The organism is Neobacillus sp. YIM B06451 (assembly GCF_032667185.1).
In the GTDB taxonomy this organism is placed as follows: Bacteria; Bacillota; Bacilli; order Bacillales; family Cytobacillaceae; genus Bacillus_D.
The window spans coordinates 180,164-199,526 of sequence record NZ_JAVFKJ010000001.1; the positions used below are offsets into that span (position 1 = coordinate 180,164).

Sequence of the window (19,363 nt, forward strand, 5' to 3'; positions counted from 1 at the left end):
TTTCCTGTTGCCTAAAATAGATGGTGGGGAATGCAGGCTTTTAACTCTGCATTGAAAATGTAAGAGGGAAATGGGAGGGAAAACATGTCTATACTGCCAAAAAGAAATGAACTTGGATTTTTTGAAATTCGCCTTGAATCGATTGGCGGCCTCGGGGCAAACCTGGCCGGAAAAATGCTTGCTGAAGCAGGGGTACTCGGGCTTGGGCTGAATGGTTCGAATTTTTCATCGTATGGTTCTGAGAAAAAGGGTTCGCCTGTAAAGAGCTTTATCCGTTTTTGTGAACCTGATGTGGAAATACGGGATCACAGCCCGATTGAACAGCCGCATATCATAGGTATTTTCCATGAGGCTTTGTATAAAATGGTCGATGTTGTAAGCGGCCTGGATGCAGAGGGAATTGTTCTAGTCAATTCACCACGGGATTTTGACGGCATCAAAAAGGATTTGCAACTTGAATACGGGACCCTCGCGATTGTCGACGCGCTCACAATCTCAGTGGAAGAGAAAACGAAGGTCAATACAGCAATGCTTGGAGCGCTCTTCCGGATTTGCGATTTTCTTGACCCGGATGCGATGAAGAAAGTAATCAGGAAAACATTTGAAAAGAAATACCCGCATATGGTCGAACCGAACATCAGGACGTTTGAGCGTGGATACAATGAAGTCCGTTTCAAGCATTATGATGCGCCGGTCGGTGCGGAAGGGAAGACCTTTTCCCGGCCGCTTCCGCAGCTTGGCTATTTTACCCAGGAGATAGGCGGCGCCATTATCGCTCCGGCGAACAGCATCCTTAAAGATTTAAGCGGATCAAGGCAAGGATTCCTTCCAGAATTGAAAATCGAAAAGTGCATCCACTGTGCTTCATGTGATACGGTTTGCCCTGATTTCTGCTTTGTTTGGGAAAAAGGAGAGGACAAGCGCGGCAGGGAGCAAATGTTTTTGAAAGGCATCGATTATCAATACTGCAAAGGCTGCCTGAAATGTGTTGAGGCATGCCCAACCGATGCGCTCAGCGATCTGCGCGAAACGATTGGCTATGCGGAAGCCAACCGGGTCAGGCAAAACTTTCCTTATGCGGCGGGGAGGATATAAAATATGGCAATGCTAGAGGAACAATTAAAAGAAAATGCAAAAGCGGAGCAAGTGCTGACATTTGAGTCCGGCAACGAAATGGCGGCGATGGCAGCCGCGCAGATCAATTATCATATAATGGGATATTTCCCTATCACACCGTCAACCGAGGTCGCCCAATACCTTGACATGATGAAGGCGAGGGGCGAGCATGACATTAAGCTAATCCCGGCTGATGGTGAACATGGCTCTGCGGGGATTTGCTACGGTGCGGCGGCAACAGGGGCGCGTGTGTTCAACGCGACGAGTGCGAACGGGTTTTTATATATGATTGAGCAGCTCCCGGTCCAGGCGGGAACGCGCTTTCCGATGGTCATGAATCTGGTGACAAGGGCGGTCAGTGGACCGCTTGATATCAGGGGAGACCATTCAGACCTTTATTACGGTTTGAATACGGGTTGGGTCATCCTGACCGCGAAAACACCGCAGGCAGTATATGACATGAATATCATGGCCCTGAAGATCGCAGAGCATTCTAAGGTGCGTCTGCCTGTCATCGTTGCCTATGATGGATTTTTCACCTCTCACCAAAAGAGGCGGGTTGAATATTTCAAGGATCGAGCGGTTGTCCAGAAATTCGTCGGCGAGTGCCCGGTCGACTACAATTTTGCTAGGAATCCTAAAAAACCGGTTACGATTGGCGCGCATATGAATGGCGAGGACCTGATGAATAACCACTTCCAGCAATCCGAAGCGATTTACGCTGCGGGCGAAGTTTTCAAGGAAGTTACGGCCGAGTACGCAAAGCTCTCCGGAAGGGAATACCCTGTCCTTGACCTTTATAAAATGGAAGATGCTGAAGTTGCCTTGTTCCTCCTAAATTCCGCGGCCGAATCAGCCAAGGATGTTGTTGACAAGTTAAGATCCAGAGGAATCAAGGCAGGGGTCATTTCACCAAACATCATCAGGCCATTCCCGGCGAAGGAAATCCGCGAAGCCCTTAAGAACGTCAAGGCATTGCTTGTTGGCGAGCGGGCAGATTCATATGGCGCCCACGGGCCGAATTTGACTCATGAAGTGAAATCGGCGTTACAGGACGACAGGGATAACGCGACCATTGTCCTGAGCAGGGTGTTCGGCCTAGGCGGCAAAGATTTTTACGCGGACGATGCTGAAGCATTTTTTGAACTTGCAATCGGCGCAGCAGAAAAAGGATATGCAGAAAAGCCGTTCGATTATTACGGAATTGTTCCAGGCAACCCGGAAAAAGCGCTCAAGCCTGTCATTGAACCGCAATACGGAGAAACGTATAATTCTGGCCTAATCGACGTAAAAATGGATGAGGAAACCGGCAAACTGAAGGTGAAAATCCCTCCGCTCAGGGCGCTTGCAGCGAAGCCGAAGCGGCTCGGTTCCGGCCATGGCGCTTGCCCGGGATGCGGCATATTCCCAGGACTTGAGCTTTTCTTTAAAGGTATCGAGGGCGATATCGTTGTTCTTTATCAGACCGGGTGCGCCTATGTAACGACGACAGCGTATCCGTACACTTCACACAAGCAAACAATGATCCACAACCTTTTCCAGAACGGGGCGGCAACATTGTCCGGTACGGTCGAGGCTTTCTTTGAGCTGCAAAAACGTGGGGAAATCGAGATTGCCGATGATGTAACGTTTGTGATGGTTACCGGCGACGGTGGAATGGATATCGGAATGGGCTCTGCGATTGGCACCGCGCTTCGCGGCCATAAGCTGATCATCGTAGAGTACGATAATGAAGGTTATATGAATACTGGTTCGCAAATGTCATACTCAACGCCTATGGGCCATATGACAAGCACTACGAGTGTCGGGAAAACGCAAAAAGGCAAGAGCTTCCATCATAAGGACACGGCACAGCTGATGGCCGCGGCGAATATTCCGTACGTCTTCACAGGTACGGAAGCATTCCCTCAGGACCTAGTCAAAAAAGGTGCAAAGGCGCAGTGGTATGCGCAAAATGTCGGTACCGTTTATGGAAAAATACTGATTACCTGCCCACTGAACTGGAAATCTGAGGACCGGTACGGCAACACCATCATGGAAGCAGCAGTCAATTCCTGTTTCTTCCCGCTGTATGAAATCGAACAGGGCTCCACAACGATTACGTACAATCCAGAGGAAAAAGATAAGCGAGTGCCTGCGTCCGAATGGCTGAAATATATGGGTAAATCAAAGCATTTACTTAAGGAAGAAAATAAGGAAATGCTCGCGGCATTCGAAAAGGAAATCGAAAACCGCTGGCAGCGCCTGAAAGCTAAACACGACCATCCGATGCTATAAAAAAATTGAGCGAGGCACCAAAAATTTAAGTGAAGCGGTCCCATTTTATGAAAAAGGGCCGCTTTTTTTATTTTAAAACCGGGATTGGCGTGTTTTTTTTGGAAGGCTTCCAGTTTCCAGCTTCATTTTAGTCGCAATGGCGAATTTGTCCGACCTTAAAATGTAAAACGACTGTTTTTTTTTGAGCTCGGAAAATATATCGAAAAATTTCGTGCCGTTATCGAAAAAATTTTAGATATATCGAAAACTTTTAGAGGGATAACGAAAATTTCCATCCACTTATCGAAAACTGTCACATTTCGGACAAAATCGCAAACCGGGTTTAGCCGGCCCATATCAGAAAATTTACCCCAACCCCTCTTGACTGCAAGATGTAGATTTGATATAAATCTAATTAGATATATATCAAATCTACTAAGGTGATGAATATGCAATTAGACAAGCTGGTTGCTTTTTATAAAGCGATGGGCGATCCCACTCGGATACGCATTGTTGCGCTCCTGGCAAGTGGCCCGCTTCATGGCCAGGCAATTGCGGGTAAGCTCGGGCTTACCCCGCCAACGATTACCCATCATTTGAAAAAACTCCGGGATGTGCATGTCGTATTTGAAAAAAGGGACAAAAATACTATTTATTTTTACCTGAATGAAAAAGTGCTTGGGCAGCAAGCGAAGGCGTTAACACAGCTTGCGGAACGGCAAGGGGAGGAACTAGACGAAATGGCTAATGCAACAAACCAAGAGAGGCAGAAGGTTATCAGCAACTTCTTCACAACGGAAGGGAAGCTGAAAAACATTCCGGCTCAGCGGAAGAAAAAGCTATTTGTATTTGAGCATATTGTAAAAGGGCTGAAAAAGGGTGTGAAATACGAGGAAAAGGAAATAAACGAGTATATTAAAAAGTTTCACGAGGATTATGCGACCATTCGCAGGGAATTTATCATCAACCATTACATGTACAGGGAAAATGCAATATATGAGCTGAATCCGGAAGAAATGTGGGCTAAGCCATAAAACACAAAAAGGAGGCCTCGTCTATCGAGCCTCCTTTGTTATACTAGTCTCTATAATGTTCCGGCCTTCTGTCTTCAAAGACGGGAATAATCCCACGCACTTCCTTCACCTTTTCAAAATCGATTTCAGCAGTAAGGATTTCCTCTCCTTCTCCTGCTTCAGCAAGTATTTCGCCCCACGGGTCAATGATCATTGAATGGCCGGCGAATACATTTTTCGGATCGCTACCTGCCCGGTTGCAGGCGATGACATAGCACTGGTTTTCAATTGCCCTTGCAATCAGGAGCGAGCGCCAATGGGCAACCCTTGGTTTTGGCCATTCCGCTACCACGAAGATAGCTTCCGCCCCTTTTGACGCATGCTTCCTGAGCCATTCGGGAAAGCGGATGTCGTAGCAGACAAAGCCGGCAAGCGTCCGGCCGTCAAGTTCAAAATTGGCGGTTCCTGTTCCCGGTATAAAGTAGTGTTGTTCGTTCATCAATTGAAACAGATGGAGCTTGCTGTACGTATGGACAAGGCTGCCTTCTTTTGAAACGACGAGCATCGTATTTTCCACGCCGGCCCCGGTGCGGTTCGCAACCGATCCACCGATCAGGTTGATCTTGTTCTCCGACGCTTTTTTAACGAGAAAGGCTATGGATTCAGCAGCCTGGCCGTCGGCAATTTCATCAAGCCTTTCTAGGTCGTATCCCGTCGTCCATAGTTCGGGAAGGACAACAAAATCGGGATTCTCTTTAACAGCCTCGCCAATCAATCTGTCCGCAATGGCATAGTTCTCTTCGGGATTTCCATATGCAATATCCATTTGCGCGATGGCAATTTTCATCTTCAAGTTAAATTCCCCCAATTCAGAAAAGTAAAAAACCTCTTTACAAGATACCTATTACGTTATATCATTTGTGACTAGATTTCCATGAATATATTAATCCATTTAAAAATTTTAAAGCAGGTGGTCTATTGTGAAGGAATACCCGAAGTCCGAATTATTGAACAGCCTTCCGGGGCAGTTTTTTGCTGGGCTTGTCAAAAAGGTGGGCGAGGCGATTGCGCAGGGACATGATGTGATCAACCTCGGGCAGGGAAACCCGGACCAGCCTACACCGCCTCACATTGTGAAGCGGCTCCAGCTGGCTGCCGAAAATCCGGTTAACCACAAATATTCTCCTTTTCAGGGATACAAATACTTAAAAGAGGCAGCGGCCAATTTTTATAAACGGGAATACAATGTTGATTTGGACCCGGATACGGAGGTGGCCATCCTCTTTGGAGGGAAAGCCGGCCTTGTGGAAATTCCGCAATGCTTGCTTAACCCGGGAGACACAATGCTTGTTCCTGACCCGGGCTATCCGGATTATTTATCGGGCGCAGCCCTTGCACAGGCGAAGCTTGAGATGATGCCGCTCCTTGAGGAAAACGGCTTCCTTCCCGATTACGGTACGATTCCAACTGAAGTTTTGTACAATACGAAACTCATGATTCTCAACTATCCGAACAATCCTACCGGCGCGGTTGCGACAAAGGAGTTCTTTGATGAAACCGTGTCGCTGTCAAATAAGCATGGCATTTGCGTTGTCCATGATTTTGCCTACGGGGCAATAGGATTTGAGGGGGAAAGGCCCGTCAGCTTCCTTCAATCAGAAGGAGCGAAAGAGATTGGCATTGAAATTTATACTCTCTCAAAAACATATAACATGGCAGGGTGGAGGGTCGGTTTTGCTGTTGGCAACAAAAGTGTTATCTCAGCAATTGAACTGATACAGGACCATTTGTATGTTTCCCTGTTCGGGGCTGTCCAGGAAGCGGCCGCGGAGGCGCTTAATGGCCCACAGGATTGTGTTGGGGAACTTGTCCGCTTGTATGAAAGCAGGAGAAGTGCGTTAATTGGCGGATTAAGAGAAATTGGCTGGGATGTCAATGCACCCGCTGGTTCGTTTTTTGCCTGGCTGAAGGTTCCGGAAGGATTCAGTTCGATGGAATTTGCCGACTTTCTGTTGGAAAAAGCGCATATCATGGTTGCCCCGGGCATTGGCTTTGGCCGATTTGGCGAGGGTTATGTCCGTGTTGGCCTCCTCGCATCGGAAGAGAGGCTGTCGGAAGCGGTTCGGCGGATAAAGGCTTTGGATATTTTTTAAAAAATGTTTGACAATGAATTTATTTCCTGCGATAATCCAAATTAAATCTTAACATTATGAAAATAGTAAATATATAAAAATCATTTCTTATCAAGAGCAGGCGGAGGGACTAGCCCTATGAAGCCCGGCAACCGACTTATTTTTAAGCACGGTGCTAATTCTTGCAGCGAAAGCTGATAGATGAGAAGAGATTAGTTTGCCGTGCTAACCTCTTCTTTGGAAGGGGTTTTTTTAATGCCAAAAAACAAAATCAACTCTGTGTTGGATGGAACATGGAACACTGCCCTGGAAAGGAAGGACATCATGAGTGAATTGGTAGCGACATATCATGTCCGGGATGAAAAGAATCCCGAGAAAAAAGCGGAGGAAATAGCCTTGGGCCTGACGGTCGGTTCTTGGACCAGCCTGCCCGCCCTTGAAAAGGAGCAGCTAAAGAAACACAAAGGAAGAGTAGTATCTGCTGAACAAATCAGCGAAAATATTGCGAAAATCTCGATTGCTTATCCCGCAGCCAACTTTTCCGCCGACCTTCCCGCCATTATAACTACCGTCTTTGGGAAATTGTCCCTTGATGGGAAAATCCGGCTGCTTGACCTTGAATTCAGTGAGGAGCTGAAAAGCTATTTCCCAGGCCCCCGCCTTGGGATTGAGGGTCTAAGGGAAAAGCTTAACGTCCATCGCCGCCCCCTTTTGATGAGCATCTTTAAAGGAGTCATTGGGAAGGAGCTTGATTTCCTTTCAAGCCAATTAAAGGAGCAGGCATTGGGGGGAATTGACATCGTCAAGGATGACGAAATTCTTTTTGAGAACCCCCTGACTCCATCAGGTAAAAGGATTCAGGCCGGGCGCCGAATCTTGGATGAAGTGTTTTCCGAAACGGGGCATAGGACACTTTACGCTGTGAACCTGACGGGGAGGACTTCGGAACTGAGGGGAAAGGCAAAAAGGTTTGCGGAAGCAGGTGCGGATGCCCTATTGGTCAATGTTTTTTCCTACGGCCTAGACGTGCTGCAGGAACTAAGGGAGGACGATAATATAGGCCTGCCGATCATGGCGCATCCGGCATTCAGCGGGGCAATCGCATCATCGTCTGTATATGGGGTCTCCCACTCGCTCCTTTTAGGAAAATTGCTAAGGTATGCCGGAGCGGACCTCTCATTATTCCCATCACCGTACGGTTCGGTGGCGCTTGAAAGGGAAAGAGCGCTCGGGATTGCAAAGGAACTGACGAAGGACGAGCCGTACAAAAAGGCGTTCCCGGTACCGTCGGCAGGAATCCACCCTGGCCTTGTACCTTTGCTCATTTCCGATTTCGGAATTGATTCGGTCATCAATGCGGGCGGTGGAGTCCATGGACATCCACGAGGCGCGGCGGCTGGAGGGAAGGCATTCCGGCAGGCGATTGAAGCAGTTCTAGCTGGCCACAGCTTGTCCAGTTCGGCCGCATACCACCCTGAACTTCAAGAAGCGTTGGAATTATGGGGTGCACCGCAAGAGGAGGCCTTGAGATGAAAAAACCTGTGATTTACTGTGACTTTGACGGGACGGTTACCGAAAAGGATAACATCATAGCAATCATGAAGACATTTGCTCCGCCTGGATGGGAACGGATTAAGGATCGGATTCTTTCAGGAGAAATCTCCATTAGGAAAGGGGTTGGGGAACTATTTTCACTGCTCCCATCGGAACAGAAAAACCAGATTGCCGAATTTGCGGTTGAACAGGCAAGAATCAGGGAGGGTTTCGGAGAGTTTGTCTCTTTTACAAGGAAAGAAGGCATCCCTTTATATATCGTAAGCGGCGGGATCGATTTCTTTGTTCATCCAGTCCTTTCCGAATACGGTCCGTTTGACGGCATTTTCTGCAACGGTGCGGACTTTGGTGGCGAAACAATTCGCATCCTTTGGCCCAACAGCTGTGATGAAAGCTGCGAAAATGACTGCGGCTGCTGTAAGCCAAGTGTCATCAGGAGGCTTGGACACGGGGATGATTATTTTAAAATTGTTATAGGCGATTCAGTCACCGACCTTGAAGCGGCAAAACAGGCCGATTTCGTCCTGGCCCGGGACTTGCTTTTGGAAAAGTGTGAAGAATGGGGTCTTCCCCATTCACCATTTGAAAACTTCCTTGATTGCATCGAAACAATTATAAAAAGGACAGGGGTGAAGGAGCAGGCATGCTGAATGTAAAGTGGAATGAGCTTGCAGATGTGAAGGATGAACTTTCCGGACGTGATTGGTTTATGGGAACAAGCGGCAACCTTGCGATAAAGGTAAGCGACAGGCCGCTGCAATTCCTTGTCACAGCTAGCGGGAAGGACAAACGGAAGAGGACGGATGAAGACTTTTTGCTGGTAGATGAGTATGGCAGGCCGGTGGGAGAAACCCATTTGAAGCCTTCAGCCGAAACGCTCCTCCACGTTGAAATATACAGAAGGACGAAAGCGGGCTGCAGCCTTCATGTCCATACCATCGACAACAATGTCATATCCGAAATTTACGGGGACCGCGGGGAAGTGTCGTTCCAAGGGCAGGAGATTATCAAGGCGTTTGATAAATGGGATGAGGATGCGGTTTTGAAAATCCCGATTATCCGGAATTATGCCCATATCCCGACTTTGGCCAAGGAATTTGCGCAGCACGTCCATGGCGACACGGGAGCGGTGCTAATTCGCAATCATGGAATCACCGTATGGGGAAGAAGTGCATTCGAGGCGAAGAAGCTATTGGAGGCATCCGAATTTTTATTCAAATATCAGCTCCGCCTTCTCGAACACAAACCAATCCAATTGTTCAGGGTAGTGTAAAAATTATTGAAACGGAAGCCTTCTGGCTGATTGGAGCGGAAATCAGCCAGGTGGAAAACCTGGCCAAAAGATAAGGAAATGAGGAATAGAAATGGCATGGATCAAATTTCAAACGAGCGGTGAAGAGTTACGGAGGGAGGAGGAAGTCGCGGCCTTCCTTGAATCGCAGGAGGTCATTTATGAGAACTGGAATGTCGGCAAGCTGCCTGAAAACCTGAAGGAGAACTATGCTCTTTCCGAAGGGGACAAGGAGGAGATTCTAAAGGCATTCGAGAATGAAATCAAGGAAATTTCCGCAAGAAGGGGCTATAAGGCGCAGGATGTAATTTCGCTGTCCGAGTCGACACCGAATCTGGATGCACTCCTTGAAAATTTTAAGAGGGAACACCATCATACTGATGATGAAGTCCGGTTTATTGTAAGCGGGCACGGGGTCTTTGTGATTCAGGGGAAAAATGGTGAATTCTTTGAAGTCAACCTTGACCCGGGCGACCTAATTTCAGTCCCGGAGAATGTCCGCCACTATTTTACACTCCAGGACGACAAAAAGGTAGTTGCAATCAGGATTTTTGTTACCTCTGAAGGCTGGGTGCCAATTTACGAAAATGCTATATAAAATTATCCAAGAGAGCCGGCGCAGTTTATCCGGCTCTTTTCATTTATCGGAAAAATAGAAGCCGGCCATGTCGAATAACGAAGAAATATAAGATGTTTTGACCTGTTTTGCGAATCTATTTACTTTGGTGCCAAAGGCTGGCATAATGCAACAAGCGCCTCTTTTTACGATCTAGGGGCACATCTCTATTGTAAAATAATGGATTTATCTGGAGGCAAGATAAAGGTGCTTATGAATAGCTTTGACCTGTTGAATCTGCTGGACGAGATTAAGATGAAACGAAAAGTGATGATCGACTCGGCTATCGAAAATGGTTTAACCAATGAAAGAACGATTCAGTACAGCCAGGAACTGGATGAGTTAATTGTTGCCTATCAAAAGGCGAGGCAGACGAGCTGGCAGCCGGAAAACGGTTCCGCCATTTTCCTTACTAACTGGCGTAAGGGGCGAACAACAATTAATCGGGAAAGACTGGCGGTCTCATCAGCCATTTAAAACCCTTTGGAAGGAATGCGTAACGGCATTCTTTTTTTTGTCGAAAAAGTTCTCTATTTTTCCAAAATTTTATATAAAAATCCATAAGATGTGATTTATATCATTGTCTATATCTGAATATTTTTTATAGTAGTATTAACAGCATGTTAATAACCGCCTCAACTGTTTTTCCTATTTCGGGCTGAATACGAACAGGACGAGGACAGTTCATCATGTATTTCAACAGGTTTTTATTGGTACTATGCTTGTCTTACGAATCATATATCGTAAAACAAAAGCATTAAATGAATTAATAAGGGAAACGCTTACACAAATTTTCTGCAGAGGGGAAGGTAGTACATGCATATTGTTGTTTGTGTCAAACAGGTACCAGATACAAAAATCATCAAAATCAATCCAAAAACAAATACGCTTGACAGGCGGAGCGCGCCAGCCATCCTGAATCCATATGACGCCCATGCCGTCCAGGAAGCTGTAAAAATCAGGGAACTTACGGGAGGAACGATATCGGTCCTTTCGATGGGCCCGCCCCAGGCAACCGCTGTCATTAAGCGGAGTGTCGAAATCGGGGCCGACAGGGGTTACCTCATTTCCGACCGAGCATTTGCTGGTGCGGATACTCTAGCTACAAGCTATGCATTGTCAAAAGCACTGGAAAAAATAAGCAAGGAACTGCCAATTGACATGGTGATTTGCGGAAAGCATGCAATTGATGGGGATACAGGGCAGGTTGGCCCCGGTATTGCAAGAAGGCTTGATATCCCGCCTATCACCAATGTAATTGAAGTAGCTGAAGTGAATCTGAAAGAAAAGACAGTCTTGATTAAACGGAAGCAAACAAATGGCTATGAACTTATCCAATCCCAGTTGCCTTGTCTGTTGACAGTCGAAAAGGAAATAAATGAAATTGAATACTCGCCTCTCCCAAATATGATTAAGGCGGCCAGGTACGAGCCTGTCATCTGGGCAGTGAGTGATTTCGAAAATGTTGACCGAACCCAGCTTGGGCTCAAAGGATCCCCTACCATCGTAGGCAAAATGTTTTCCCCTCCAAAGCCCGAAGGTGGAAAAAGGCTCGACGGAAGCGCGGATGAGCAGGTAAAGGAGCTAATCAGCCTCCTGATGGACAAAAAAGAGCTTTTGACGCCCAATTCGGCAAATTAATTAAACCAGCATAAGGGGATAGGAGGATTCTGATGAATATAGAGGACTACAAAGGAGTTTGGGTTTTTATAGAGGAAACGGATGGCGAAATTGAAGGCGTTTCGCTTGAACTGCTAGGCGCTGGCAGAAAGCTTGCCGATAAGCTTGAGGTTCCGCTTGCTGGTGTGCTGATGGGGCATGGCATAAAGGCGCTCGCATCAAAGGTGATTGCATATGGGGCCGATGAAGTGTATGTTATCGACCACCCGGTCATGAAGAACTACAGGACAGAGTCGTTCATGAAGGGCGTCATCATGCTTGCAGAAAAGTATAAACCAGAAATCTTCCTTTATGGTGCGACACCGAACGGAAAGGATCTTGCAAGCGCTGTTGCGACTGATTTGAACACCGGTTTGACCGCGGATACGACAATGCTTGATATTGACCTCGATAACCGCCTTTTTGAAGCCAGCCGGCCGGCGTTCGGAGGAAATATCATGGCTACCATCCTTTGCAAAAAGCACAGGCCTCAAATGGCGACTGTAAGGCCGAAAGTTATGAAAGCGCTTGAGCCGGACACCTCGCGCACCGGAAGGATCATTGAAGAGAGCATTGCCCTGTCGGAAGATGACATGCGCACAAAAGTGCTTAAAATTGTGAAAGACATAACAAATAAAGCAAACCTTTCTGATGCCCATGTGATAGTATGCGGCGGTAAAGGTATGGGGGATTTGCAAAACTTCCAAATGCTCTACGATCTAGCCGATGCGATTGGCGCGACTGTTGGCGGGACGAGGGATGTTGTTGAGGCCGGATGGCTGCCGCACCATCTCCAAATTGGGCAGACAGGCGAAACGGTTACGCCAAAAATCTACTTTGCCATTGCCTTATCCGGAGCAATCCAGCATGTGGTCGGCATGAAAAACTCAGAAATCATCATTGCGATCAACAAAGATCCAAATGCGCCGATTTTTGATGTAGCCACCTACGGTATTGTAGGGGATGCGCTGGAAATCGTCCCGAAACTGACAGAACAATTTAAGCAGATGCGGAACCAAAAGGGCGGTGAAATCAGTTATGCCTGAAAAATTTGATGTAATCGTAGTTGGTGCTGGCCCTGCCGGTACAGCATGCGCCCTTGTGTGCGCAAAGAACGGATTGAACGTGCTGCTGATTGAAAGAGGGGAATACCCAGGCAGCAAAAACGTAATGGGCGGCGTCCTTTACAGGAAGCAGACAGAGGAATTAATTCCAGAATTTTGGAAAGAAGCGCCTCTTGAGCGTCCTGTCGTCGAGCAGCGTTTTTGGATGATGGATAAGGAATCAGTCGTTTCCTTCGGATATAAAGGTATGGAGTGGGCAAGTGAGCCATACAACAATTTTACCGTCCTCAGGGCTCAATTCGACCAGTGGTTTGCACAGAAGGCCGTCGAGCAAGGGGCGCTCCTGATTAACGAAACGGTAGTAACGGAATGCATTGTCGAGAACGGGAAGGTTATTGGGGTCCGTACTGACAGGCCGGATGGCGATGTGTACGCGGATGTTGTTGTACTCGCCGATGGGGTAAACTCGTTGCTTGGAAAACAGCTTGGCTTCCATAAAGAGTTCCGTCCGGATGAAGTTGCCCTGACTGTCATGGAAGTTATTAATCTTCCAAAGGAGAAAATCAACGACAGGTTCAATCTTGAAGGAAACCACGGGTGTACAATTGAAATATTCGGGGATTCAACAAAAGGGAACCTTGGAACGGCTTTTCTATATACTAATAAAGAAAGCCTTAATATTGGAGTAGGTACAACGTTGTCGAGCATGATTAAGGCGAAGCTGAAGCCATATGACCTGCTCGACTATCTGAAGACTCATCCAATGGTACGCCCGATGCTTGAAGGCGGGGAATCAGCTGAATATTTGGCCCACTTAATTCCGGAGGGCGGATTCAGGTCAGTGCCAAAGGTTGCTGGGAATGGGGTTGTAGTCGTAGGGGATGCTGCGCAGCTTGTCAATGCGATTCACCGCGAAGGATCGAACATGGCCATGTATTCTGGAAAGCTTGCCGCAGAAGCGATCATAGAGGCGAAAGCCCGCAACAATTTCAGTGAAGCGAGCCTGAACAGCTACCGTGAAGCACTATATGGAAGCTTTATCATGAAAGACCTTGAAAAATACAAAGATGCAGCCCATACATTCGAAAAATATCCACAGTACTTCAAGGAATATGTACCGATGATGAACCAGGCGATGAGCAAATTCTTCACGGTTGACGGAACACCTAAACGCGACAAACAGAAGGAAATCATGAAGAGTATTACTAGTGAACGCGGCACGCTCAAGGTGCTGCAGGATGTCTATCGCGCATGGAAGGCGGTGAAATAATGTCAACCAAAACTCTGGAAGAAAAACAGTATCTCCTTCGTTTCAGGTGTGACACAAAGTCCCATTTAACCGTTCTTGATCACGACATTTGCGCGACCAAATGCCCTGATAAACTTTGCACTGTTTTCTGCCCAGCCGAAGTTTATAAATGGGAAGGGAAGCGGATGCAGGTCGGTTTTGAGGGTTGCCATGAGTGCGGCAGCTGCAGGATAGGCTGTCCATACCAGAATATTAAATGGGAATATCCAAAGGGCGGCCACGGAATCGTCTTCCGGCTTGCTTAAGATAGAAACGAAATTAAAAAGCTGTCTGCAATTAAATGCAGGCAGCTTTTCTATTGACTGGATGAAACCTTTTGTTAATCGTTTTATGAGAATAAGAGTAAACACTATTTACATGCTATGTATGGGATTTCACAATAGAAGGCAAAAAGATGAAGCTAAAAAGAGGAAGATTTTAGAGATTAGCTGATTTTTTTATCTGAACCCATTGTGCAAAGTACGTCATTTTTTCCAAATGATTCAAATTCCTGCGCAAGTTCAATAGCAGAGTCGATCGACTCCATCAACGAAGAGGCATAATACGGTTTATCCCAGCTGAATGTACCATCGGGGTCTGATGTATAGACGAGCACCTTCCAATTGCAGCATCCGGCGGGAACCCCTTCATGATCACCTTGTAGCGCAATCAACCAATGGGTGGCGCCTGTCTCCGCAAAGGGGGATTCCTTTAACAATGCAGTGTCGTTGCTCCCGATTGGCATGATGATTTTTGGGTAAAAGTCTCTATAATATGGGAAATTCAAGTTCTGTCCCTCCTTTTTTGGTTCTAACTAAATTATATGAAATCCATGAAGGTGAATACCAGTTCAAATGTTAAAATTTTTCGAAACTTGAAAGCGTATCCACATACTTTTTGACAAATTCATGGCTTGTGATAGCCATCACAACTTTTCTCATGAAAACGTCCTATACTGTTCTCAAATAACAATTTATTGAGAGGGGAATATCAATGAGCGGTTGCATGAGTGCATTTGGTGGAGCGGGACAGGTTGAGCTATGTCCAGGGCTGAAACAATTAAAGGAGGAACATCCTCCACTCCTATCCCAATTGGATGGCCTGCTTGAAGAAGTACGGAAAATTGAAAAAGAGGAGGATGTTATAGAAACGTTCTCCAGGCTGACAGAAAGGACTAACAAATTCATTGCCGATTTGGGGCCCCATTCCGACCGGGAGGAAGGCGTCCTGTTTGACATGATGGGACAATATATTGGCCGTACATCAGGTCCGATTGCTGTAATGGAATACGAACATGACCGGGCAAAAACACTTATTGGCACTTACCTGGAAAGAACCGCGCAAGAGGGGGCTGAGTTTTCCGAGGATGAAATCCGGGAGCTTGCTTCCCAAATCAAAGAAGCATACTATACATTGACCGAGCATTTCGCAAAAGAAGAGAATGTCCTTTTCCCGATGGCGCAACGGATGTTATCAGACGATGAGAAAGCGGAGCTATATCAAAGAATCAACGAAATTTAGAAATAGTAACTAAAAACCAAACAGAAAGCGGCAGCCAACCTTAAGTAGGATGGATGCCGCTTTTCTAAGTTTGCCATTGCTCGAGTTTTTTATCAGAAGGCAGGAGAAGCGATGAGATGCCCAGAAATGGAAGGAAGCCGACTCCGATAATCATTTCCTTCAGGCCTGCCAGGTCGGCGATATAGCCAAGCCCAACGGACCCGATTGCACCCATGCCAAATGCAAGGCCGACAGTTAACCCGGACATAAGCCCGATTTTCCCTGGCACGAGCTCCTGGGCATATACAACGGTAACTGAGAAACTTGTCATCAAAATGAATCCGTTTAGTATTAGGCAAACAAGTGCGGCGGCGGAAGGCAAAAATGGAATGATTGCCGAAAAAGGCACCGCGAACAGCATGGATGCAGAGATGACATTCTTCTTACCGAACCGGTCTGCCAGCGGCCCACCAAAAAATGTACCGGCAGCACCGGAAACCAGAAACGCAAAAAGAAGGAATTGCGATTGCTTGATCGTAAACGAATATTCATTAATTGCAAAAAAAGCGTAAAAGTTCGTTATTCCGGATATATACCAGGATCGTGCGAAGATCAGGAGCAGGATTAACGCCAGCGCTGGCAGGATGCCTCTCTGAAGCCCCTTCTTCGCGGCATTGTTACCGATTTTCTTTACGGCTGCCTTCCTTGTGGCAGAAAGCTTTTCGGTGTACCAGCGGGCGATATACAGTAACAGGGCGACCGCAATGCCAGCGACTGCTGCAAATAGGGCTGCACCCTTCTGTCCAAATGGAACAAGGATTAAAGCCGTTATGAGCGGAGCGAGGGCCTGGCCGGAATTGCCTCCAACCTGATATATAGATTGTGCCAGTCCCCTTCTTGGGCCAGCCGCGAGATATGCGACACGGGATCCCTCGGGGTGAAAAATAGCCGAGCCGATTCCGATAAAAATTACCGATAGGATAATAAACGCGAAATTCGGCGCAAAAGCGAGGCCGAGGATACCAGCCATCGAACAGGCAAGCCCAGCAGGCAAAGCATAGGGCATCGGTTTTTTATCAGTCATAAGCCCGACGGCAGGCTGCATGACGGAAGAAACCATATTCAAAGCGAAGGCAATCATGCCCAGCTGGGTGAAGCTAAGCCCAAGCGTCTTGCCGATAATCGGAAACATGGCGGGTACAACCGACTGAAGCGAATCATTCAATAAATGGCATAGGGCTATGATAAAAAGAATTTTATAGGTGGTAGCCTGGCCGGAATCGGCAGGTTTTTGGACTAATGCTGCCTGGTTCATATGCAATGCTCCCTTAAGTTTGTACCCCCTATATTACAGTATTTTGTCATCATTAAAAATAAAAAGATACGTTTTAAAATTGTTTTAATGACAAATCAATCATGGAAGTTATTGTAAACAGGTTCATTGACACTGTCCAAAAAGTTTATTATAATTATCTTGAATTCAAGGCGATTTTAATCGCCATAATAAAAGGATTTGATTAAATTGGAAAGAGAGTCAATTTCACAATCACTTAAGCTTTACATTGTTTTATCCAGGGCCTATAAGGCGATCAACGAGCAGGTCAATAAATTTATTCAGGAAAACGGCCTGAACCCAACCGAGTTTGCCGTTCTTGAGCTCCTTTATCATAAAGGTGACCAGCCCCTTCAGCAAATCGGCGGAAAAATCCTGATTGCGAGCGGGAGCATCACTTATGTCGTCGATAAATTGGAGCAAAAAGGGCTTATTGCAAGGGTGGCATGTCCAAGTGACCGGCGGGTGACCTATGCGAGAATTACCGATAAAGGAAAGTCTTTTATTGAAGAGGTTTTTCCCGAGCACGAACGGAATATTCATGAGCTCATGTCACGCCTAACTGAACAGGAACGGGAAGAGGCAATCACCCTATTGAAGAAACTTGGCCTGCCATCCGGGAAGTTTTAAGGATCGGGCTCCAGAAAAAATGGCATATTTATGCCATTTTTTTTTATGTTCTTCGAGATCTTCATAACCTTGGTGTCTGCCATCATGGGCGTGGTACAAATTTTAATGGGATTTTTCACAAATTGGAGGAATCCAAGTTTCGGATGTCGAAATGAACTATGTGAAATTAAAAAGAGAGAAGGGGTTCCAGGTGAAATTTCAGGATTATACATACGTAAGGCCGGACATGGCAGATATTAAAAAGCAGTTCGAAGCTGCGCTCGAGGAATTCAACTCCGCGGCCAGTGCATCGGAGCAGGAAAAAGCGATACAAAAAATCAATAAGCAAAGGAATCATATCGGGACAATGATCTCCCTAGCTTCTGTCCGCCATACAATTAACACGGAGGATGAGTTTTACAAGGCGGAGCAGGATTATATTGACGAAGTTGGACCTGAGCTTGAAGGGCTTGTCACAAAGTATTATGAAGCCCTAACGAATTCGAAATTCCGCGTGGAGCTTGAGCAAAAGTGGGGACGCCAGCTGTTTGCGCTGGCAGAAGGACAGCTGAAAACCTTTAAGCCGGAAATCGTGCCGCTGCTTCAAAAAGAGAACCGGCTAACGACCGAATATACGAAGCTCGTTGCTTCCGCAAAAAATGAGTTTGAAGGGGAAGAACGTACCCTTGCGCAGCTTGATGCATTCATCCAATCTGTTGACCGTGACACAAGGAAACGGGCCAGCGAAGCGAAATTTGGCTTTTTCAGCGCAAATGAAGAGGCGTTTGATAGGATTTATGACGACCTTGTCAAGGTAAGGACAGAAATCGCCCACGTGCTTGGCTATAAAAACTTCGTTGAACTTGGCTATTACAGGATGCATCGCACTGACTACAACGCGGAAATGGTCGCCGGTTTCAGGAAGCAGGTCGAAGAGTTTATCGTGCCGATTGCCACGAAGATTAAAAAACGCCAGCAGGAGAGAATTGGCGTGGACAAGCTTTACTATTATGATGAAGGATTCAGTTTTACTTCAGGGAACCCAGCTCCGAAGGGAAGCCCCGAGTGGATTATTGAGAATGGACAGAAAATGTACGACGAGCTTTCCCCTGAGACGGGAGAATTCTTCCGTTTCATGCAGGAAAATGGCCTTATGGACCTTGTTGCGAAAAAGGGAAAAGCGTCCGGAGGCTATTGCACATATATCGAGGACTACCAGGCACCTTTTATCTTCTCGAATTTCAACGGAACATCAGGCGATATTGACGTGTTGACACATGAAGCAGGCCACGCGTTCCAAGTGTATTCAAGCCGCCATTTCGATGTGCCTGAATACTACTGGCCAACATATGAGGCGTGTGAAATCCATTCAATGAGCATGGAATTCTTCACTTGGCCATGGATGGAGCTGTTCTTCAAGGAAGACACTGATAAGTACCGGTTCCAGCACCTTAGCGATTCGCTGCTGTTCCTTCCGTATGGCGTTTCTGTTGATGAGTTCCAGCATTGGGTGTACGAAAACCCGGATGCTACGCCTGTGGAAAGAAAAGCGAAATGGCGGGAAATTGAAAGGAAATACCAGCCGCACAAAAATTACGAAAACAATGATTACTTATCGAGAGGCGGATTCTGGCAACGCCAGGGCCATATTTATAATTCTCCGTTCTATTATATCGACTATACGCTTGCGCAGATTTGCGCGTTCCAGTTCTGGAAAAAGTCCAGGGAAGACCGTGAATCTGCCTGGAAGGATTATGCCCGCCTTTGCACACTAGGAGGAAGCCAATCATTTACGGGTCTAGTCAAGGAGGCCGGCTTGATTTCTCCATTCGAGGAAGGCTGTGTCGAATCCGTGGTCGGCGTAATTGAGGACTACCTGAATTCCATCGACGATAAAAAACTTTAATCCATGTAAAAAAGCCCGGCCCAGAA

At 46.7% G+C, this 19,363-nt stretch carries 19 protein-coding genes and 1 riboswitch; of the genes, 16 read left to right on the forward strand and 3 right to left on the reverse strand.

Annotated features, from left to right (window positions below):
• The first annotated feature begins 84 nt into the window (after positions 1-84).
• The 3 genes from RB160_RS00790 (at position 85) to RB160_RS00800 (ending at position 4,406) form a co-directional block, all read left to right on the forward strand.
• Positions 85-1,095, forward strand: a complete 1,011-nt coding sequence (locus tag RB160_RS00790) for a 2-oxoacid:acceptor oxidoreductase family protein (RefSeq protein ID WP_316568310.1) — start codon at positions 85-87, stop codon at positions 1,093-1,095.
• A 3-nt stretch (positions 1,096-1,098) separates the two neighbouring features.
• Positions 1,099-3,393, forward strand: coding sequence for a thiamine pyrophosphate-dependent enzyme (locus RB160_RS00795; RefSeq protein ID WP_316568311.1), 2,295 nt, complete (start codon positions 1,099-1,101; stop codon positions 3,391-3,393).
• 428 nt (positions 3,394-3,821) lie between these two features.
• The gene (locus RB160_RS00800) at positions 3,822-4,406 is read left to right on the forward strand and encodes a DUF2087 domain-containing protein (protein ID WP_316568312.1); all 585 of its coding nucleotides are present in this window, start codon (positions 3,822-3,824) and stop codon (positions 4,404-4,406) included.
• Positions 4,407-4,449: 43 nt separating this feature from the next.
• Here the strand turns inward: RB160_RS00800 and RB160_RS00805 are convergent, their stop codons facing one another.
• Positions 4,450-5,232 carry a carbon-nitrogen family hydrolase gene (locus tag RB160_RS00805; protein ID WP_316569032.1) on the reverse strand — a complete coding sequence of 261 codons (783 nt, stop codon included), beginning with the start codon at positions 5,230-5,232 and terminating at the stop codon, positions 4,450-4,452.
• 133 nt (positions 5,233-5,365) lie between these two features.
• Between RB160_RS00805 and RB160_RS00810 the strand changes: the two genes are divergently transcribed.
• The 10 genes from RB160_RS00810 (at position 5,366) to RB160_RS00855 (ending at position 14,255) form a co-directional block, all read left to right on the forward strand.
• Positions 5,366-6,538, forward strand: a complete 1,173-nt coding sequence (locus RB160_RS00810; RefSeq protein WP_316568313.1) for a pyridoxal phosphate-dependent aminotransferase — start codon at positions 5,366-5,368, stop codon at positions 6,536-6,538.
• 84 nt (positions 6,539-6,622) lie between these two features.
• Positions 6,623-6,725, forward strand: a riboswitch (SAM riboswitch).
• A gap of 116 nt (positions 6,726-6,841) precedes the next feature.
• A complete protein-coding gene (locus RB160_RS00815; RefSeq protein ID WP_316569033.1) occupies positions 6,842-8,050 on the forward strand; it encodes a 2,3-diketo-5-methylthiopentyl-1-phosphate enolase in 1,209 nt (402 codons plus the stop codon).
• Positions 8,047-8,721 carry a 2-hydroxy-3-keto-5-methylthiopentenyl-1-phosphate phosphatase gene (locus RB160_RS00820; protein ID WP_316568314.1) on the forward strand — a complete coding sequence of 225 codons (675 nt, stop codon included), beginning with the start codon at positions 8,047-8,049 and terminating at the stop codon, positions 8,719-8,721. The genes RB160_RS00815 and RB160_RS00820 overlap by 4 nt, the downstream gene beginning before the upstream one ends.
• Positions 8,715-9,344: a methylthioribulose 1-phosphate dehydratase gene (locus RB160_RS00825; protein WP_316568315.1), complete on the forward strand. Its 630-nt coding sequence runs from the start codon at positions 8,715-8,717 to the stop codon at positions 9,342-9,344. Before RB160_RS00820 ends, RB160_RS00825 begins: the two co-directional genes overlap by 7 nt.
• Before the next feature lie 91 nt (positions 9,345-9,435).
• Positions 9,436-9,960: a cupin domain-containing protein gene (locus RB160_RS00830; protein WP_316568316.1), complete on the forward strand. Its 525-nt coding sequence runs from the start codon at positions 9,436-9,438 to the stop codon at positions 9,958-9,960.
• 231 nt (positions 9,961-10,191) lie between these two features.
• On the forward strand, positions 10,192-10,455 hold the full coding sequence (locus RB160_RS00835; protein ID WP_316569034.1) for an aspartyl-phosphate phosphatase Spo0E family protein: 264 nt from the start codon (positions 10,192-10,194) through the stop codon (positions 10,453-10,455).
• Between the two features lie 339 nt (positions 10,456-10,794).
• Positions 10,795-11,619, forward strand: a complete 825-nt coding sequence (locus RB160_RS00840; RefSeq protein WP_316568317.1) for an electron transfer flavoprotein subunit beta/FixA family protein — start codon at positions 10,795-10,797, stop codon at positions 11,617-11,619.
• Positions 11,620-11,651: 32 nt separating this feature from the next.
• Positions 11,652-12,683 (forward strand): electron transfer flavoprotein subunit alpha/FixB family protein, encoded by a 1,032-nt coding sequence (locus RB160_RS00845; RefSeq protein ID WP_316568318.1) that lies wholly within the window; start codon positions 11,652-11,654, stop codon positions 12,681-12,683.
• Positions 12,676-13,971 carry an FAD-dependent oxidoreductase gene (locus RB160_RS00850; protein WP_316568319.1) on the forward strand — a complete coding sequence of 432 codons (1,296 nt, stop codon included), beginning with the start codon at positions 12,676-12,678 and terminating at the stop codon, positions 13,969-13,971. Before RB160_RS00845 ends, RB160_RS00850 begins: the two co-directional genes overlap by 8 nt.
• Positions 13,971-14,255 carry a ferredoxin family protein gene (locus RB160_RS00855; RefSeq protein ID WP_115450877.1) on the forward strand — a complete coding sequence of 95 codons (285 nt, stop codon included), beginning with the start codon at positions 13,971-13,973 and terminating at the stop codon, positions 14,253-14,255. The genes RB160_RS00850 and RB160_RS00855 overlap by 1 nt, the downstream gene beginning before the upstream one ends.
• A gap of 179 nt (positions 14,256-14,434) precedes the next feature.
• Here the strand turns inward: RB160_RS00855 and RB160_RS00860 are convergent, their stop codons facing one another.
• Positions 14,435-14,776, reverse strand: a complete 342-nt coding sequence (locus RB160_RS00860) for a hypothetical protein (protein ID WP_316568320.1) — start codon at positions 14,774-14,776, stop codon at positions 14,435-14,437.
• Positions 14,777-14,982: 206 nt separating this feature from the next.
• On the opposite strand from RB160_RS00860, the gene RB160_RS00865 reads away from it, so the two are divergent.
• Positions 14,983-15,510, forward strand: coding sequence for a hemerythrin domain-containing protein (locus RB160_RS00865; RefSeq protein ID WP_316568321.1), 528 nt, complete (start codon positions 14,983-14,985; stop codon positions 15,508-15,510).
• A 64-nt stretch (positions 15,511-15,574) separates the two neighbouring features.
• Here the strand turns inward: RB160_RS00865 and RB160_RS00870 are convergent, their stop codons facing one another.
• A complete protein-coding gene (locus tag RB160_RS00870; RefSeq protein WP_316568322.1) occupies positions 15,575-16,804 on the reverse strand; it encodes an MFS transporter in 1,230 nt (409 codons plus the stop codon).
• Between the two features lie 207 nt (positions 16,805-17,011).
• Here RB160_RS00870 and RB160_RS00875 point away from each other — a divergent pair, with 207 nt between their 5' ends.
• Together RB160_RS00875 and RB160_RS00880 are read left to right on the forward strand one after the other, a co-directional pair.
• The gene (locus RB160_RS00875) at positions 17,012-17,452 is read left to right on the forward strand and encodes a MarR family winged helix-turn-helix transcriptional regulator (RefSeq protein WP_316568323.1); all 441 of its coding nucleotides are present in this window, start codon (positions 17,012-17,014) and stop codon (positions 17,450-17,452) included.
• Positions 17,453-17,642: 190 nt separating this feature from the next.
• Entirely contained in the window at positions 17,643-19,337 is a 1,695-nt protein-coding gene (locus RB160_RS00880) for a M3 family oligoendopeptidase (RefSeq protein ID WP_316568324.1), read from the forward strand.
• The last annotated feature ends 26 nt before the right edge of the window (positions 19,338-19,363 follow it).

Bases quoted from the DNA above. Each gene is read 5' to 3' on its own strand.
- RB160_RS00835 (WP_316569034.1), top strand. From the start codon at position 10,192: ATGAATAGCTTTGACCTGTTGAATCTGCTGGACGAGATTAAGATGAAA.
- RB160_RS00840 (WP_316568317.1), top strand. From the start codon at position 10,795: ATGCATATTGTTGTTTGTGTCAAACAGGTACCAGATACAAAAATCATC.
- RB160_RS00800 (WP_316568312.1), top strand. From the start codon at position 3,822: ATGCAATTAGACAAGCTGGTTGCTTTTTATAAAGCGATGGGCGATCCC.
- RB160_RS00865 (WP_316568321.1), top strand. From the start codon at position 14,983: ATGAGCGGTTGCATGAGTGCATTTGGTGGAGCGGGACAGGTTGAGCTA.
- RB160_RS00795 (WP_316568311.1), top strand. From the start codon at position 1,099: ATGGCAATGCTAGAGGAACAATTAAAAGAAAATGCAAAAGCGGAGCAA.
- RB160_RS00805 (WP_316569032.1), bottom strand. From the start codon at position 5,232: ATGAAAATTGCCATCGCGCAAATGGATATTGCATATGGAAATCCCGAA.
- RB160_RS00850 (WP_316568319.1), top strand. From the start codon at position 12,676: ATGCCTGAAAAATTTGATGTAATCGTAGTTGGTGCTGGCCCTGCCGGT.
- RB160_RS00815 (WP_316569033.1), top strand. From the start codon at position 6,842: ATGAGTGAATTGGTAGCGACATATCATGTCCGGGATGAAAAGAATCCC.
- RB160_RS00820 (WP_316568314.1), top strand. From the start codon at position 8,047: ATGAAAAAACCTGTGATTTACTGTGACTTTGACGGGACGGTTACCGAA.
- RB160_RS00790 (WP_316568310.1), top strand. From the start codon at position 85: ATGTCTATACTGCCAAAAAGAAATGAACTTGGATTTTTTGAAATTCGC.
- RB160_RS00855 (WP_115450877.1), top strand. From the start codon at position 13,971: ATGTCAACCAAAACTCTGGAAGAAAAACAGTATCTCCTTCGTTTCAGG.
- RB160_RS00825 (WP_316568315.1), top strand. From the start codon at position 8,715: ATGCTGAATGTAAAGTGGAATGAGCTTGCAGATGTGAAGGATGAACTT.
- RB160_RS00845 (WP_316568318.1), top strand. From the start codon at position 11,652: ATGAATATAGAGGACTACAAAGGAGTTTGGGTTTTTATAGAGGAAACG.
- RB160_RS00830 (WP_316568316.1), top strand. From the start codon at position 9,436: ATGGCATGGATCAAATTTCAAACGAGCGGTGAAGAGTTACGGAGGGAG.
- RB160_RS00870 (WP_316568322.1), bottom strand. From the start codon at position 16,804: ATGAACCAGGCAGCATTAGTCCAAAAACCTGCCGATTCCGGCCAGGCT.